This window comes from Providencia sp. UF-224 (genome assembly GCF_058245955.1).
Window position 1 is genome coordinate 146,694 of record NZ_JBSICC010000008.1, and the last position, 16,655, is coordinate 163,348.

Genomic DNA, 16,655 nt, shown 5'->3' on the forward strand with positions numbered 1-16,655 from the left:
TTCCAAAGCATTGAAACTACAACTATCCTCTTTATTGATAAAAGCCAACAAAAACCCCATTTATTGATAAGCACTGATAACAAAAATCGTTATCTTGATATTGAGGTTTTCATATCCGCCCCCATATACTTTCTTATATTCATAATGGTGTGCTGGTTTTATCACCCTATAACATGAATCGTTTTGGGTATAAGTTCGCCGTTTAACTTTTATTGTCAACACAGTAAGCCTTGGCCTACGAGCACAAGCCTGCAATCACAGGATGTTTTTATGACAAATTCATTATTAGCCGATTCTGCATTACCCCGTTTTTCTAGCATTGAACCTGCACACGTTTTTCCTGCTGTCGAACACGTGCTTACCGAATACCGCCAAACGGTTGAAAGCCTTCTGAATGCAACCGAACACTATACGTGGGATAACCTGTGCCAGCCGTTAGAAGAAGCCAGTGATAAGCTGTCTCGCGTTTGGTCTCCAGTGAGCCATCTGCATTCCGTGAAAAATAGCCCTGAATTGCGCGAAGCCTATGAGCAATGTTTACCGCTGCTGTCTGAATTCAGTACGTGGATGGGTCAACACGAACCTTTATACCAAGCGTATAAATCGTTAAAAGAAAGTGCTGAATTTAATTCACTCAGCCAATCACAGCGTAAATCTATCGAAAATACCTTACGTGATTTCGAATTATCCGGTATTGGTTTGCCTGTCGAAAAACAGCAACGTTACGGTGAAATCGTTGCACGTTTGTCGGAGATCGCTTCTAAATTTGGCAATAACGTACTTGATGCCACCATGGGGTGGACGAAGCTGATTAAAGATGAAAAAGAATTAGCAGGTATGCCAGAAAGCGCAATTGCCGCCGCTAAAGCGATGGCAGAAGCCAAAGGCGAAGAAGGCTACCTTTTAACCCTCGATATGCCAAGCTACCTGCCTGTCATGACCTATGCGGATAACGCAGAGCTGCGCCGTGAAATGAGCCACGCATACAGCACTCGCGCCTCTGACCAAGGGCCAAATGCGGGTAAATGGGATAATAGCGAGCTTATCGATGAATTAATGGCATTGCGCCACGAGCTTGCCCAGTTGCTTGGTTTCAAAAACTACGCAGATAAATCCCTAGCAACAAAAATGGCAGAATCACCAGAGCAAGTTTTAGGCTTCCTCAATGACTTAGCGGATCGCGCCCACCAGCAAGGCAAAAATGAGCTGGCAGAACTCACCGCTTTCGCCAAAGAACATTATGGCGTTGAATCTTTAGAATCGTGGGATTTAGCGTATTACAGCGAGAAACAAAAACAGCATAAATTCTCACTCAGTGATGAGCAATTGCGCCCTTATTTCCCTGAGCAACGCGTTTTGAATGGCTTGTTCGAAGTGGTTCATCGTATCTATGGTTTAACCGCCAAAGAACGCAATGACGTCGAAACATGGCATAAAGATGTGCGTTTCTTTGAGCTGTACGACGAAACAAATACCCTACGCGGTAGTTTCTACCTTGACCTCTATGCACGTGAACACAAACGTGGTGGGGCTTGGATGGATGATTGTGTGGGTCGCATGGTGCACAAAGATGGCTCACTGCAAAATCCAGTGGCTTACCTGACATGTAACTTTAACCAGCCATTAGGCGATAAACCCGCACTCTTCACTCATGATGAAGTCATCACCCTGTTCCATGAGTTTGGTCACGGCTTACACCATATGCTGACGCAAATCGATGTGGCTGATGTCGCAGGTATCAACGGTGTGCCATGGGATGCTGTCGAATTGCCAAGCCAGTTTATGGAAAACTGGTGCTGGGAGCCTGAAGCACTGGAATTTATTTCTGGTCATTATGAAACGGGTGAACCATTACCCGCAGAAATGTTAAGCAGCATGTTAGCGGCGAAAAATTACCAATCTGCAATGTTTGTCCTACGCCAACTAGAGTTTGGTCTGTTTGATTTCACCTTACACGCAGAGTATGACCCTGCAAAAGGTGCGCAAGTCATGCCAACGTTATATGCGATTAAAGAAAAAGTTGCGGTCGTGCCATCACCAAAATGGGCGCGCTTCCCACATGCCTTTAGCCATATTTTTGCAGGTGGCTACGCAGCGGGTTACTACAGCTATTTATGGGCTGATGTCCTCGCGGCAGATGCTTACTCGCGCTTTAGTGAAGAAGGTATTTTTAACCGCCAAACAGGCCAATCGTTCCTCGACAATATTTTAAGTCGCGGCGGTTCTGAAGAGCCAATGGCGTTGTTTGAGCGCTTCCGTGGTCGTAAGCCAGAACTTGATGCGATGTTGAAGAGCTACGGTATTCATGGCTAAACACATTAAGATCCAGTTGATCTGTGAAGAGGGTGCTGATCAAAGCACCCTTTCTCAACTTTCTGAAAAATGGCAGCTCTCCCATACACCAGATGCCACAATGGCGCTGGTGCTTACCCCTGAAAATTTACAGCTCCGCAAGCTTGATGAGCCCAAACTCGGTGGGATCTTTGTCGATTTTGTTTCGGGTGCGATGGCGCATCGCCGCAAGTTTGGTGGTGGGCGTGGTGAAGCGGTAGCAAAAGCGGTAGGGATCAAAAAAGAGTATTTGCCCGATGTGATTGATGCCACCGCAGGATTAGGCCGCGATGCCTTTGTGCTTGCCGCACTGGGATGCCGTGTTCGGATGTTAGAGCGCCATCCTGTGGTTGCTGCATTGCTAGACGATGGCTTACAACGTGGCTATCAGGACGCCGAAATCGGCCTATGGCTGCAAGAACGTATGTCTTTGATCCATGCCTCAAGTATTACCGCCCTGTGTGACATAACCCCTGCGCCAGACGTTATCTACCTCGACCCCATGTACCCACATCGGCAAAAGAGTGCATTAGTAAAGAAAGAGATGCGGGTGTTTCAGTCATTGGTGGGAGCAGATGATGATGCGGATGCGTTATTAGCGCCTGCGATTGCCTTGGCAAAACGCCGTGTGGTGGTTAAACGCCCTGATTACGCAGAACCCCTTGCGGGACAAAAAGCGCCGTCAGCGGTCACAACAAAAAGCCATCGATTCGATATCTATCCGTGCATTAAAAATAACGATTAAACGTAACGGCGAAGGGCGTATGTACAGGTGAATTATCAGTATGTTACAGCCGCCCTTTCGCGTACGTTTTTTTGTCAGAGGATTACAACACACCCTGCCCAAGCATTGCATCAGCGACTTTTACAAAGCCCGCGATGTTCGCGCCTTGAACATAGTTAATTTGTTTTCCTTCACCGCCAAACTCAACACAGTGGTGGTGAATATCCAACATGATGTGGTGTAAGCGCGCATCGACTTTCTCTGCTTTCCAGCCAAGACGAGCCGCGTTCTGCGCCATTTCCAGACCAGAAGTTGCCACACCGCCTGCGTTAGCGGCTTTACCTGGTGCAAATAACACACCCGCTTCAAGGAACAGCTCTGTTGCAGGAATAGTGGTTGGCATGTTTGCGCCTTCTGCGACCGCTTTAACGCCATTTTTGATTAACACTTTCGCCGCTTCAACATCCAGCTCATTTTGTGTTGCACATGGCAGTGCGATATCAACAGGAACATTCCATGGTTGCTGGCCCGCTAAGTAAGTTAAACCAAACTCTTTCGCGTATTCTTCAACACGACCGTAGTTGTTTTTAATCTCTTCTAAACGTGCAAGTTTTTCCGCAGTAAAGCCCGCTTCATCAACCACTGTACCGCTAGAGTCAGATGCAGTAACCACTTTCGCGCCCAGTTCCATACATTTTTCAATGGTGTACTGTGCTACGTTACCCGAACCTGAAACCGCAACACGCATACCATCGAAACTTAAACCATGGCGCTGTAACATTGCGTTAGTGAAGTATACTAAGCCGTAACCCGTTGCTTCAGGGCGAATTAAGCTACCGCCAAAAGACAGGCCTTTACCCGTAAATACGCAAGAAGTGTCGTTAGACAGCTTTTTCATCATACCCGTCATAAAGCCAACTTCACGTGCACCCACACCAATGTCACCCGCAGGCACGTCAGTGTTTGAGCCAATATGGCGATACAGTTCTGTCATCAATGCTTGGCAAAAACGCATTACTTCACCCGTACTTTTCCCTTTAGGATCGAAGTCTGAACCGCCTTTACCACCACCCATTGGTAAGGTAGTCAGTGCGTTTTTCAGTGTTTGCTCGAAGCCTAGGAATTTCAGAATGGATAAGTTAACTGATGGGTGGAAGCGCATACCGCCTTTGAATGGACCGATGGCTGAGCTAAATTGCACACGCCATGCGCGGTTGACTTGGACTTTGCCTTGGTCGTCCATCCAACACACACGGAATTGGATCACTCTTTCGGGTTCAACAAAGCGCTCAAGCAGGGCTTGGTCACGGTATTTTGCATTTTGCTCAAGGAATGGCCAAAGGGAAGTGAATACTTCACGCACCGCTTGTAGGAATTCCGGTTGTGAAGGGTCTCTTTTTTGGACAGACTCCAAGAATGAAGATAGTGATTGTGTCATCTATGTCTTCCTTTTTAACGTGTGGTTGTTGTGATGTGCCTCACTCTTTCTTGTCATTATTTTTAGGAAATGTGAGGTTGATTTGTGTTTTGCCTATTGAATATATCATTAGTTTGTATTCTAAATTCAAGGTTTTTTTTCACTATAATGCAAAAAAAATTGCTTGACCTGCCAATATCTACCTTGAATGACATATTTTGACACAAAAAAAACGCCTGCATAAGCAAGCGTTTTCAGTGAATAATATTTCAAATTGAAGAAGGTAGATTATTCTTCGTCGTCATTTAACGGAACAATCAACATATCCACATGAACTGTATTGATTAACTGACGAGCAGATGACATCAGCTTGCTCCAGAAATCTTGGTGGTGACCACAGACCACTAAGTCCATGTCATATTTTTTAATCGCATCAACCAATACTTGGCCGAGATCGCCGCTACCACTTAGGGTTTCTTGCATTTCATAACCTGCACCTGCGGCTAAGTCTTTCAGAGCATTACGCGTTTCATCTGTGATACGCTGCTGCATGTCACCTAAATTGACATCGATAAGGCCGGTGTACAGGTCTGAATAGTTAACATCAACATGGATCATGGAGACTTTGGCACCGTAAGGTTTTGCCATAGAGACAGCCTTATCCAGTAATACTTTACTTTCAGGTGATAAATCTACCGCAACAAGAATATGTTTGTAAGCCATAAGTAAACTCCTTCCGAATGCTGATTAATCCAGTGGTTATGCCTTCACCACATCTTAATAATACTATACCTGCTAATTGTGATAATTAAGTGTTGTGTTGATCACATCTAAGCAGATTAACCTTAAAATCATAAGCGTCTATAACATTTTATAAAACAATAACATCATTCATTCAATATTAATATATTCACCTAAACAATTCGAGTTATGGCTACACTTTCACAGACAAAAAACAACATAATTTCACGCTAAAGTGTGATACCCAATGATAAGTAGCAATAAAGTATTTTTTCAATAGAAACAAAAAGTAATCAAAAATTTGTGGGGGTTGCTCTTTTTTTAAGCGGTTATTTATCCTACAATGAAATGACTGAGTATAAATAAAATATCTTGCTGTATTTCCTTTTTGACAAGTGCTGTGAGCTGGGTTTCTAAGGAGGGGATTATGTTCAGTATGATTGCTTTATTTTGGGCACTCTGCATTTTATGCATCTTAAATATGATGCGTTATTTTTCATCTATTCGCGTTTTATTGTCTATTTTGCGGGATTCTGATCCGCTACTCTACCAATCCGTTGATGGGAATGGTTTTTTCACCACCCATGGCCAACTGAACAAACAACTTCGGCTTGTCCGATACATCAATAGCAAACAGTATCTTGAGCATTATGACCCTGAAGTCATTGCCCGTTGTGAGCGAATTCGTAAGCAGTTTATGACAATAAGCCGGCTTAGTATTCTTGTTGTCGTCAGCTTAGTTTATTTGTTAATGGCAGGCTAGCAGGCTTTCTTGAGGTAAAAAAATAGTGATGACCTTACGATCATCACTATTTGGTGTTTTTATATCGCTGTGTTCATGTCACTTTCGACGGCTTCACAACGGTGAAGCCAAGTGAAGTGCTGTTAGATAAACAGCAGAGATAGCCAGTACAACCCACCAGATAAGACAATCGACACTGGTAAAGTCAGTAACCACGCTAATGCAATACTTTTGATTGTTTTAGTCTGTACACCGCCGCCATCAACAACCATGGTCCCAGCCACTGCTGAAGATAATACTTGGGTTGTTGAAACTGGCATCCCGGTATAACTCGCCACACCAATCGACACTGCCGCTGTCACCTGCGCGGAAACACCTTGTGCGTAGGTCATGCCTTTCTTACCGATTTTCTCACCGATTGTGACCGCAACACGCTGCCAACCGAACATGGTGCCTAAAGACAGGGCTAAAGCAACCGCAATGATGATCCACAGAGGTGCATACTCAACGGTATACAGCAGGTCATTACTGAGTTTTTTCAGTAAGCTTGCATCTTTTGCATTGGTTTCAGGTAATTTCGCTACCGCATTCGCTGTATCAGAGATACACATCAATAAACGGCGTGCATGGTTACGTTGGTCAGGTGTTAACTCTTCGTAGCTCTGAATGCCGTTTAGCATCGTCTGAGCTTGATTTAAAATTGCACCTGTACGTGAACTATCGCAATGGAATTCACCACCTGGCTCAGTGCTACTTTCAGCAACTGCCGGGGCATTTTCTATCGCGTGGTTTAATGCAGGTTTATGTGTTTCATAGTATTGTTGCAGGTGGACTACAGCATCATGGGTTCTCGCGATATCATAACCGTTCGAGTTCATATTCATGACGAAACCTGCTGGCGCAACACCAATCAGCACAAGCATGATAAGACCGATACCTTTCTGTCCATCGTTCGCACCGTGCGAGAAGCTAACACCAACCGCAGATAAAATTAGCGCGGTACGGGTCCAAAATGGTGGCTTACGCTTACCATCTTTTTTCTCACGTTCTGCAGGTGTTAAGTGAATACGGCGACGTTTCTTTGTTCCGCTCCAATAACGGCGTAAAAAGAAAATCATCAAACCGGCAATCACGAAACCGATCGCTGGAGAAAGAATTAACGACATGAAAATACTGATCATTTTCGGTATATTCAAGGCGTCAACCACGGATGAGTCTGTCACTATCGCGTTGGTTAAACCCACCCCGATAATGGCACCAATCAGTGTATGGGAACTGGACGCTGGGATACCTAAGTACCACGTTCCGAGGTTCCAAATAATTGCAGCCAGTAGCAATGAGAAGACCATTGCAAGGCCGTGAGCGGAACTCACATTAAGCAAGAGGTCTGTTGGTAAGAGGTGGACAATCGCGTAGGCAACGCTCAACCCTCCCAGCAAGACACCAAAAAAGTTAAAAACCCCTGCCATGACAACTGCGAACTGTGCCCGCATTGCTCTGGTATAAATAACCGTTGCTACCGCGTTAGCGGTGTCATGGAAGCCATTTATAGCCTCATAGACCAGCACAAATAACAGTGCTAGAACTAATAATAGACCTGTATGAAATTCTAAACCTGTAAAAAGATGTAGCATAGACGTTAAGCCATTATATGTTGGACATGAACGCGGCGCATTATCAGTGACAAACGCTGGCGGTGGAAGCAAAATCTAACCTTTTTTTGATTTAACTACCCATCAAAAAAGTACCTCATAGTAATTACTCCATATATTTCAATGCATTAGTCAAAACAAAGTTATTCTGAATTTTTGAAACTTTTTTAACGATATTTCCCGAAAATAAAAGTTATTTGCTCTTTTTGAGCGAATTTTTCTAATTATAATACGTCTTGCACACTTTTCATCTGATCTCGCTCGAAGCTTTACATTACAACTATCTCAAGATGACGTAAAATACCCACATTCATAATGTAATTATGCTGAAAATCAAATAGCTATAGAGAAACTAATCGTGAAAAATATCGACGTTATTATTTTAGGTGCAGGTGCCGCAGGCCTATTTTGTGCTTCGCTCGCAGGTAAACGCGGACTGAACACCCTCGTCCTTGATAACGGCAAAAAATTAGGCAGAAAAATATTGATGTCCGGAGGCGGGCGCTGCAATTTCACGAATATGTACGCTGAGCACAGCAACTATATTTCCACAAACCCCCATTTTTGTAAGTCAGCACTTGCTCGCTATACACAATGGGATTTTATCGGCTTAGTCGCCAAATATAATATTCCATACCATGAGAAAACCTTAGGGCAGCTTTTTTGCGACAACAGTGCGCAAGATATTGTCGATATGCTGCAAAGCGAATGTAATTTGCCGAACATTTCGATAAAGCTCCGTAGTGAAGTCACTGCTGTCGAAAAAACACCAGAGGGCTTTCTCGTCACCGTGAATGGAAGCCAAGTAAATGCTCGCTCACTGGTTGTCGCTACAGGTGGATTGTCCATGCCGGGCTTAGGTGCTACCCCATTTGGCTACCGTTTAGCAGAGCAATTTGGCCACTCGATTATTCCAACCCGTGCTGGCCTTGTCCCATTTACACTGCATAAACCGCTTCTAGAAGCCCTGCAAGTGCTCTCAGGGATCTCTGTCGCGGCAACTGTGACAGCGGCTGACGGAACGCTATTTAAAGAAAATATCCTATTTACCCATCGCGGCCTCTCAGGCCCCGCTATTTTGCAGATTTCTAGCTATTGGAACCCCGGTGAGTATGTGAGTATTAACTTACTTCCAAACCTTTCGCTGAGTGATTTTTTAATGGAAGAAAAACAAGAACACCCGAATCAATCCTTAAAAAACACTCTCGCAAAACTGTTGCCTAAGCGGTTAATTGAAATCATGCAAGCACAAGGGCAAATCCCTGAGTGTGCCCTAAAGCAATTGAACCACCCACAAATTGAAGCGCTGCATAACACCCTACATGCTTGGCAAGTCCAACCCAACGGGACAGAAGGCTACCGCACCGCAGAGGTGACCTTAGGGGGAGTTGACACCCATGAAATATCATCAAAAACAATGGGTTCACTGAAAACCGAAGGGTTATATTTTATTGGCGAGGTCGTCGATGTCACCGGCTGGCTAGGTGGTTATAACTTCCAATGGGCTTGGAGTTCAGCGGCAGCGTGTGCCGAAAGCCTGCCCATTAACCATAGTTAATTTAAGGTTAACCAATATTAGCGATGTTTCTTTGTTTGTATCCTTTTAACCAAATTTCCCTTAATCCATTGAAAAATAATGGTTAATATTTAATTTCATAGAAATCATATAATTGCGGTTTTAATTATAAGATATATTATTTTGGTTAAAAATAATGCTTTACAAACGATAGTGATAACTATTATCATTATCATCACTTCCTTGATATGGTTACTTAGTCACCTATTGTAGGGAGTACGACATTGCTCACATTGCTTCCAGTGTTTACTTTAGCCAGCCTTGCGCTGGCTATTTTTTTATCTGCGTCATGGGTTAATTGGTTAAAACTTCCACAGCATCATTTTCTATTCATTTTCTTCACTTATCTCAAACCTACTTGTTCAAATTTTTTGGATCCTATGGTTAATGGCAGCTACTTTTCTCTCTTAGCAAAACGGTTAAACTGTCTGCAATTGATTTAGAGAGAAGTTCAACCACGGTTGGGTATCCAACTAGGAGATAACACGATGATCTATTTACGCAAAGCAAATGAACGTGGTCATGCTAACCATGGTTGGCTCGACAGCTGGCACACTTTTTCATTCTCCAGCTACTATGATGAAAAATTTATGGGTTTTTCAGCACTGAGAGTGATTAACGAAGACTTTATTGCCGCGGGCCAAGGTTTTGGTACTCACCCCCATAAAGACATGGAGATTTTGACCTATGTGCTTAATGGTGCCGTCGAACACAAAGACAGCATGGGCAACATGGAGCAAATTCCAGCGGGTGAATTCCAAATTATGAGTGCAGGTACGGGTATTCGCCACTCAGAGTACAACCCGAACAGTGATAAAGAGCTGCATCTGTACCAAATTTGGATCATTCCTGAAAAAACAGGCATTGAGCCACGTTATGAGCAAAAACGCTTTGATTCACTCGATGGTAAACAATTGGTTCTGTCACCAGACGCCCGTGACGGTTCACTGAAAGTGTATCAAGACATGGAATTATGGCGCTGGGCATTGCCTGCAAACGATGTACAAACCCACGAGATCGCCGAAAAACGGGTAGTGTGGATCCAAGTTGTCAAAGGCACCGTTGAAATTAACGGTCAAAAAACCTCTACCAGTGATGGTTTAGCGATTTGGGAAGAAACTCGCTTAACCATCAAGGCGGATGAAGATAGCGAAATTCTGTTATTCGACCTGCCTTCTGCTGAATAATCACCCACAAAAAAGGCGCTACACTGTAGCGCCTTTTTCTATAACACAAAACACATTCGCAAATTACAGTTTTGGACCTGCTTTTACTAAAGCAGCACCTGCTGGCGTGTCTGTGTATTTATCGAAGTTATTCACGAAACGGTTCGCTAAATCCTTCGCCTTCTCATCCCACTGCGCTTTATCTGCATAAGTATTACGTGGGTCGAGGATATTGGTATCCACGCCTGGTAATGCTGTAGGGACTTCTAAATCGAAGACTGGCAGCTTAATGGTATCGGCTTTTTCGATGTCGCCACTTAAGATTGCATCAATGATGGCGCGGGTATCTTTAATGGAGATACGTTTACCTGTTCCGTTCCAACCTGTGTTCACTAAGTACGCTTTCGCACCCGCGGCTTCCATACGCTTAACTAATACTTCTGCGTATTGTGTTGGGTGCAGTGATAAGAATGCTGCGCCGAAACACGCTGAGAACGTAGGCGTTGGCTCAGTCACACCACGCTCTGTGCCCGCTAATTTCGCGGTGAAACCAGACAGGAAGTGATACTGAGTTTGCTCAGGGGTCAAACGAGAAACCGGTGGTAACACACCAAATGCATCTGCCGTCAGGAAGATAACTTTTGTTGCATGGCCTGCTTTAGAAACAGGTTTTACGATGTTTTCAATGTGGTAAATCGGGTAAGAAACACGGGTATTTTCCGTTTTCGAACCATCATTGAAATCAACGGTGCCGTCTGCTAATACCATGACGTTTTCAAGTAATGCATCACGCTTGATTGCGCCGTAGATGTCTGGCTCAGCTTCTTTAGATAGGTTGATAGTTTTTGCGTAGCAACCACCTTCGAAGTTAAATACGCCGTCATCATCCCAGCCGTGCTCATCATCACCGATTAACTTACGTTTCGGATCGGTAGACAGCGTGGTTTTACCCGTGCCTGATAAACCGAAGAAAATCGCAACGTCGCCTTTTTCGCCAACGTTCGCTGAACAGTGCATAGAAGCGATGCCTTTTAATGGCAGCAGGTAGTTCATCATTGAGAACATGCCTTTTTTCATTTCGCCGCCGTACCAAGAGCCACCGATTAACTGCATACGCTCAGTTAAGTTGAACGCCACAAAGTTTTCTGAGTTCAGACCTTGTGCTTTCCAGTTCGGGTTAGTGCATTTTGCACCGTTCATCACGATAAAATCAGGTTCAAAGCCAACTAACTCTTCATCTGATGGACGAATGAACATGTTTTTAACGAAGTGCGCTTGCCATGCGACTTCTGTGATAAAGCGGACTTTCAGACGTGTATCTGCGTTTGCACCACAGAATGCATCAATGATAAACAAACGTTTGCCAGACAGTTGCTCTGTCACAATGTGCTTTAAATCAGCCCACACTTCTTGTGACATCGGTTTGTTATCGTTCTTACCTTTACCTTGGTCTGCCCACCAGACAGTATCGCGAGTGACATCATCACGAACGATATATTTGTCTTTTGGTGAACGACCCGTAAAAATACCTGTATCTACCGCAACCGCACCTAATGTGGTGACCGTGCCGCGTTCATAACCTTCGAGTCCTGGCTTAGTTTCTTCCGTGAATAATAGCTCGTAACTTGGGTTATAAACCACTTCAGCTACATCATGAATACCGTACTTTTCAAGTTCCTTCAGGGTAATGCTTTTAGCGCTCATTATATTGCTCCTGGTAAACATAACTAATCTGCAGATGATCATAATTCTTTACGACTAATTAACAGCGATAGTTATCAAAGAATTGAAAATGTATAATTTTTTTTAATTCATAATGAGACTTAGAGCACGTAATAATGCTTTAAAATTATAAAAAAAAGGTGCAGAATTGCACCCTCATCACATAATTAGGTTGCTAAATCGTATCAGTGAAGTTGCTGATTTCGCTCATCATTTAACCCTTCAATATCGGATTCAATAAATACGTAGTGTGAGCCACAAAATTCACATTCCATATCAATTTTTCCATCTTTGTGCAAAATGTCGATAACATCCTCTTTAGGTAAAGTTGCTAATGTGCTTTCACAACGTTCCCTTGAACAGGTGCAACGAAACTCTACAGATTGCGGGTCATATAATGTGACATCTTCTTCGTGATAAAGACGGTGTAAAACCTCTTTAACGCCCAGTGTGCTCAGCTCTTGGCCTTTAATCGTTGCCGTCAGTTGCACTAAGTGATCAAAGAAATCGTGACTGTTCTCATCAGCAGCAGGTAAAACTTGCAGTAACATCCCACCCGCACTCATTTTGCCATCAACTTCACCCACACGAATAAATAAACGGGTTGGTAACTGCTCTGATTGGCGGAAGTACGCATCGATACTTTCTTCGATGGAATTGCCTTCAATCGCCACAATCCCTTGATAACGCTCACCTTGATTAGGGGTGATAGTAATGACCATAAAGCCATCGCCAATCATTTGATTAAGCGTACTGCCTGCAACAACAGGGCCATCAACACGTGCAACACCGCGCATTTGTTGTAGGTTGTTGCCATTAATGACTGCCATTTTAACGGGGCCATCGCCTTGAATTTGAACGGTAATATCACCATCAAATTTCAACGTTGCCGTTAATAAACTCGTAGCAACAAGCAGCTCGCCCAATAAGCCTTTGACTGCGGTAGGGTAGTCATGATTTTCTAAAATTTGCTCGTAGGTCTCATCGACACTAATCATTTCTCCACGGACGGAATGCTGTTCAAACAGAAAACGGTGGAGTTGGTCTTGTTTTGACATAATTTCTCTCTATTGCTCGGGCTGTTGCTCAGGCCATCATTCGGATGACTCATGAGAATTCGTTTGTTTAAATTTAAGCAGAGTACGTCGCTCTTTTTTATCTGGACGACGCTCTGGGTGCGGCATCGTTAAGGCGTTCATTTTGCGCGCTAACGCTATTTTTTCTCGCTGCTCAATACTTTCTGTGGTTTCACAGTAAAGCCGCTGGGCTTCAGGGGCACCTCTGCGCTGGCTACTAATTTCAAGGATTTCAATCGTTCGCTCCTCATTTCCCTGCCTCAGCTTCACCAATGCGTGAAGTTCAACTATTTTACCGGGCTTAGTTCTTTGCCCATTATAATGAACTTTTCCCCCATCAATCATTTCACGAGCCATAGAGCGTGTTTTATAAAAACGCGCAGCCCAAAGCCACTTATCGAGGCGAACAGGTTCTATAGAGGGTTGATTCATGGTGTCTCCTCACAATCAGTCTGAATCAAACTAAAATGAGGCTCCCACCATTACGGGGTAATGCTAATGACGATTGGAAGGGTTATTAGCCTCAAAGCATTTATCGTAATATTGCGTAATATTACGTAATCGCTTCTTATTATTCAAAATACGGAACACAATTAGCGAGCCATTAAGTAACGCACAAAGGATAAGAAACAAAACAAAAAGCGTACTACAAACATACTGAGAGACAATATCTTCGTTTGGCTCTTCATGTAGCACAATATGCAGTGTGCCATTAGCATCCGTCGATAAGTTGGTCACAATCCCTTCCACGTTAAAAGGGGTATTACTCAACAAATTCGATAATCGATTGAGTTCTTCCCAACGTTGTAATTGCGATAACTCATTAAAATTAAACGATGGGCCCGCCATTAAATCCACTAACGGCTTGTTTTCATCACTGACAAACAAGACACCACCGGGCGGAGGGCTGTTAATTTTACGCACTTCTTTGTCTATTTCTTTCCTGATAAAGTCATATGTGGTGTCTTCGACGATGTTTTCCAAGGCCTCAGCACTTCCTGCACGTAATAAAACATGCGCACCACTTAATTTTCCTGATGAGGCCTTCGTTACTAATGTCGTCCATTCATCAGTACTGCCAAGGTTTGTCAGGGCATTTTTGAGTTTTAAACATGCATTGCTATCATGGCACAATTGGTCTGTTTGCATAATAATAGCCGTAAAATCAAAGATAATATTCATCCCCGATTTCATAATATCGCGCTGCAACCTAGGGTTCACACCAATCGCATTTTTATCTGGGTGCAACTGATTTTTAACGGTATTCAATAAAGAAATAGATTGATCTGCAATCTCAGACTGTGGCTCTGTCGACAAATTCACACTGTTCCAATAAATACCCGAACAATCAAATGGAACAAATTGCGCTTGGTTCGCGTCGTTCAAATTAGGTGGGCGATAACACATCCCCTTACCTTGTGCGGTGAGCGTGTCACCCACTTTAAGATCATAGGAGAGTAACTCACTCACCTCTGTCACATTCACTTTTTGTGTCCCCCCAAACCAAGCAAAACCCAATTTAATGGGTAAACTCATGGATTGATATGAAAACACCAGTGCAATAACCAATAAAGCACCTATCAGCATCAGGACATTTTTTTTATATCGTTTGTAAGGGTAGTAACGCTCTTCTTCGTGTAAGGACAAATATTGCCCATGACGAACCACCTCTCCTGTTGGGTAAAAATCGATATTAACAGGACGATTAGATTCGTATTTTAAATACTCTTCCCAGTGTGATGGGTAATGCAAATCAACGCCGCCGATTGATGCGTTAGTTGAATACTTTTTATCAAGCTCGCCATACAACTCCCAGCGCTTCGGCTGCCCATAAATACATTGAATATCTTGGTATTTACGTGGAAACATTCGCGAACGAAATAATACCAGTGCGCCAATAGCAAAAACCAGCAACGTCCCCACAAGCCCCCAGCCCTGTAACAATCGAATAGAGATTAAGGTGAGGTAACCTAATAAAAAACTTAGACAAATCAGCCCTGCACCGAGCCATCCTGTCGAGTTATGTAAACGGTGCTCTTCGGCGGTTTCCTGACGAACGCGCAGTAGCTCCACATTATGTTGCCCACGCTCTTTGATTGCCGCTTCTGGCAAAACGGTGTCGGAGACAGATTTTGCTGACCACTCATGACTAAAATCCCTCAATGAGTGGCTGTTTATTGATACAACTAATGGCAAGTGGTCGGTATCTACGATTTCCATCACATTTTGCCGTTGTAAATACGGTTCCAATTGAGATGGCATTTGTACTTCGACCGTATCGATAAAATAACGCCAACTATTCCCTTGTTCTTGGCGTAAATTAAAGCGAGTCACCGAATGGCAAATTGTCGCTATTGTCGAGTTTTTCTTTATTTGCCATGCTTTTTGCGAGGAGTTATTTGAAACGGAAGCGCAATAATTTAAGTACTGAGAAATTGTCTGGTAATCCGAGTCAATCATTTTCCGAAAGGAAGGTGAGGCTACAGAAGGTATCTGATAGACACCCGAATGCCGCCCCCGCCTGAAATACAGGAAGGAAGCCATTATAGTTAGGCTGATAACAATTATAGCCGTTATAATGACATGATTTAACATTGTTTCCCCAACTGAAAATGAATAAGAAAAGCATAGCAACCATGCTGCTTTCTCAAAATAAGCCAATTCCTATTCTATTTATAGTTTTTGTTTTAATTTACAATATGTTGTAAAAAAATATTTTATTTATTTATCTGTGCTATTTTTATGCGCCAAACATACTAACAGTATTTTATCTACTCGATCATCTCTATCATTTTTTTTTGATATAGGTCATAGTGACAGGATGTTGTCATACTATTGACAACGCCGAGTAAAAGAACCAAATACATAAATGAAATATGCTTTTAGCAATAGATTTCACCCATCTTGTTTGGAAATCATTATGACAGAGCTAAAAAAACCTAAAATCTTGAATGTTCAAGATGTTGCTCAATCAAAATTATTCAGTATCCAGTCAGTTGATCTCGAATTCAGCAACGGTGAAAAACGAGTCTATGAAAGAATGCGCCCAGCTAAACGCGAAGCGGTTCTCATCATACCTATCATCGGCGACAGCCTAATCCTTATTCGCGAATACGCCGTTGGGATTGAAAACTACGAACTCGGTTTTCCGAAAGGTGCTATCGATCCTGGCGAAATTGCACTTGAAGCAGCTCAGCGCGAACTTAAAGAAGAAATCGGCTATGGTGCTAAGCACATTACTCAGCTTGCAAAATTAACGATGTCACCATCCTATTTTTCTAGCAAAATGAACATATTAGTTGCGCAAGACCTCTACAGTGAAAAACTAGAAGGTGATGAACCTGAACCTCTACAACAAGTTAGATGGCCAATTGCACGCATGATGGAATTGCTAGAGCACCCTGACTTCAATGAAGCTAGGAATATTAGCGCACTTTTTTACTTAGAACGTTACTTAAAAAGTAGTAAGTAAACTTACTTATTTTTTGTGTGTGCATTTTATATAAGT

Annotated in this window: 13 protein-coding genes; 6 read left to right on the forward strand and 7 right to left on the reverse strand. The window is 43.1% G+C overall.

Annotated features, from left to right (window positions below; all coding sequences use genetic code 11):
• Positions 1-270: 270 nt before the first annotated feature.
• Positions 271-2,313, forward strand: coding sequence for an oligopeptidase A (gene prlC, locus AC4IFO_RS10250; protein WP_490734037.1), 2,043 nt, complete (start codon positions 271-273; stop codon positions 2,311-2,313).
• Complete coding sequence (gene rsmJ, locus AC4IFO_RS10255; RefSeq protein ID WP_490734041.1) at positions 2,306-3,076, forward strand: 16S rRNA (guanine(1516)-N(2))-methyltransferase RsmJ; 771 nt, start codon at positions 2,306-2,308, stop codon at positions 3,074-3,076. Before prlC ends, rsmJ begins: the two co-directional genes overlap by 8 nt.
• An 82-nt stretch (positions 3,077-3,158) precedes the next feature.
• On the opposite strand, the gene gdhA is transcribed toward rsmJ, so the two are convergent.
• Together gdhA and uspA are read right to left on the reverse strand one after the other, a co-directional pair.
• Complete coding sequence (gene gdhA / locus AC4IFO_RS10260) at positions 3,159-4,493, reverse strand: NADP-specific glutamate dehydrogenase (protein ID WP_219245246.1); 1,335 nt, start codon at positions 4,491-4,493, stop codon at positions 3,159-3,161.
• 267 nt (positions 4,494-4,760) lie between these two features.
• Positions 4,761-5,195 (reverse strand): universal stress protein UspA, encoded by a 435-nt coding sequence (gene uspA, locus AC4IFO_RS10265; RefSeq protein WP_219245245.1) that lies wholly within the window; start codon positions 5,193-5,195, stop codon positions 4,761-4,763.
• 445 nt (positions 5,196-5,640) lie between these two features.
• Between uspA and uspB the strand changes: the two genes are divergently transcribed.
• Entirely contained in the window at positions 5,641-5,976 is a 336-nt protein-coding gene (gene uspB / locus AC4IFO_RS10270) for a universal stress protein UspB (RefSeq protein ID WP_430254992.1), read from the forward strand.
• Positions 5,977-6,098: 122 nt separating this feature from the next.
• Here the strand turns inward: uspB and pitA are convergent, their stop codons facing one another.
• The gene (gene pitA / locus AC4IFO_RS10275; RefSeq protein ID WP_219245244.1) at positions 6,099-7,589 is read right to left on the reverse strand and encodes an inorganic phosphate transporter PitA; all 1,491 of its coding nucleotides are present in this window, start codon (positions 7,587-7,589) and stop codon (positions 6,099-6,101) included.
• A gap of 376 nt (positions 7,590-7,965) precedes the next feature.
• Here pitA and AC4IFO_RS10280 point away from each other — a divergent pair, with 376 nt between their 5' ends.
• Positions 7,966-9,165: a BaiN/RdsA family NAD(P)/FAD-dependent oxidoreductase gene (locus tag AC4IFO_RS10280; protein ID WP_490734044.1), complete on the forward strand. Its 1,200-nt coding sequence runs from the start codon at positions 7,966-7,968 to the stop codon at positions 9,163-9,165.
• A 506-nt stretch (positions 9,166-9,671) separates the two neighbouring features.
• Positions 9,672-10,370, forward strand: a complete 699-nt coding sequence (locus AC4IFO_RS10285) for a pirin family protein (RefSeq protein ID WP_490734050.1) — start codon at positions 9,672-9,674, stop codon at positions 10,368-10,370.
• 63 nt (positions 10,371-10,433) lie between these two features.
• Here AC4IFO_RS10285 and pckA read toward each other — a convergent pair whose 3' ends face one another.
• The 4 genes from pckA to AC4IFO_RS10305 form a co-directional block, all read right to left on the reverse strand.
• Complete coding sequence (gene pckA / locus AC4IFO_RS10290; protein WP_219245241.1) at positions 10,434-12,053, reverse strand: phosphoenolpyruvate carboxykinase (ATP); 1,620 nt, start codon at positions 12,051-12,053, stop codon at positions 10,434-10,436.
• 203 nt (positions 12,054-12,256) lie between these two features.
• Entirely contained in the window at positions 12,257-13,129 is an 873-nt protein-coding gene (hslO, locus tag AC4IFO_RS10295; RefSeq protein ID WP_490734052.1) for an Hsp33 family molecular chaperone HslO, read from the reverse strand.
• Between the two features lie 36 nt (positions 13,130-13,165).
• Entirely contained in the window at positions 13,166-13,579 is a 414-nt protein-coding gene (gene hslR / locus AC4IFO_RS10300) for a ribosome-associated heat shock protein Hsp15 (RefSeq protein ID WP_490734054.1), read from the reverse strand.
• Positions 13,580-13,642: 63 nt separating this feature from the next.
• The gene (locus AC4IFO_RS10305; RefSeq protein WP_490734055.1) at positions 13,643-15,742 is read right to left on the reverse strand and encodes an IgaA/UmoB family intracellular growth attenuator; all 2,100 of its coding nucleotides are present in this window, start codon (positions 15,740-15,742) and stop codon (positions 13,643-13,645) included.
• A 325-nt stretch (positions 15,743-16,067) separates the two neighbouring features.
• Here AC4IFO_RS10305 and nudE point away from each other — a divergent pair, with 325 nt between their 5' ends.
• Complete coding sequence (gene nudE / locus AC4IFO_RS10310; protein WP_490734057.1) at positions 16,068-16,619, forward strand: ADP compounds hydrolase NudE; 552 nt, start codon at positions 16,068-16,070, stop codon at positions 16,617-16,619.
• The last annotated feature ends 36 nt before the right edge of the window (positions 16,620-16,655 follow it).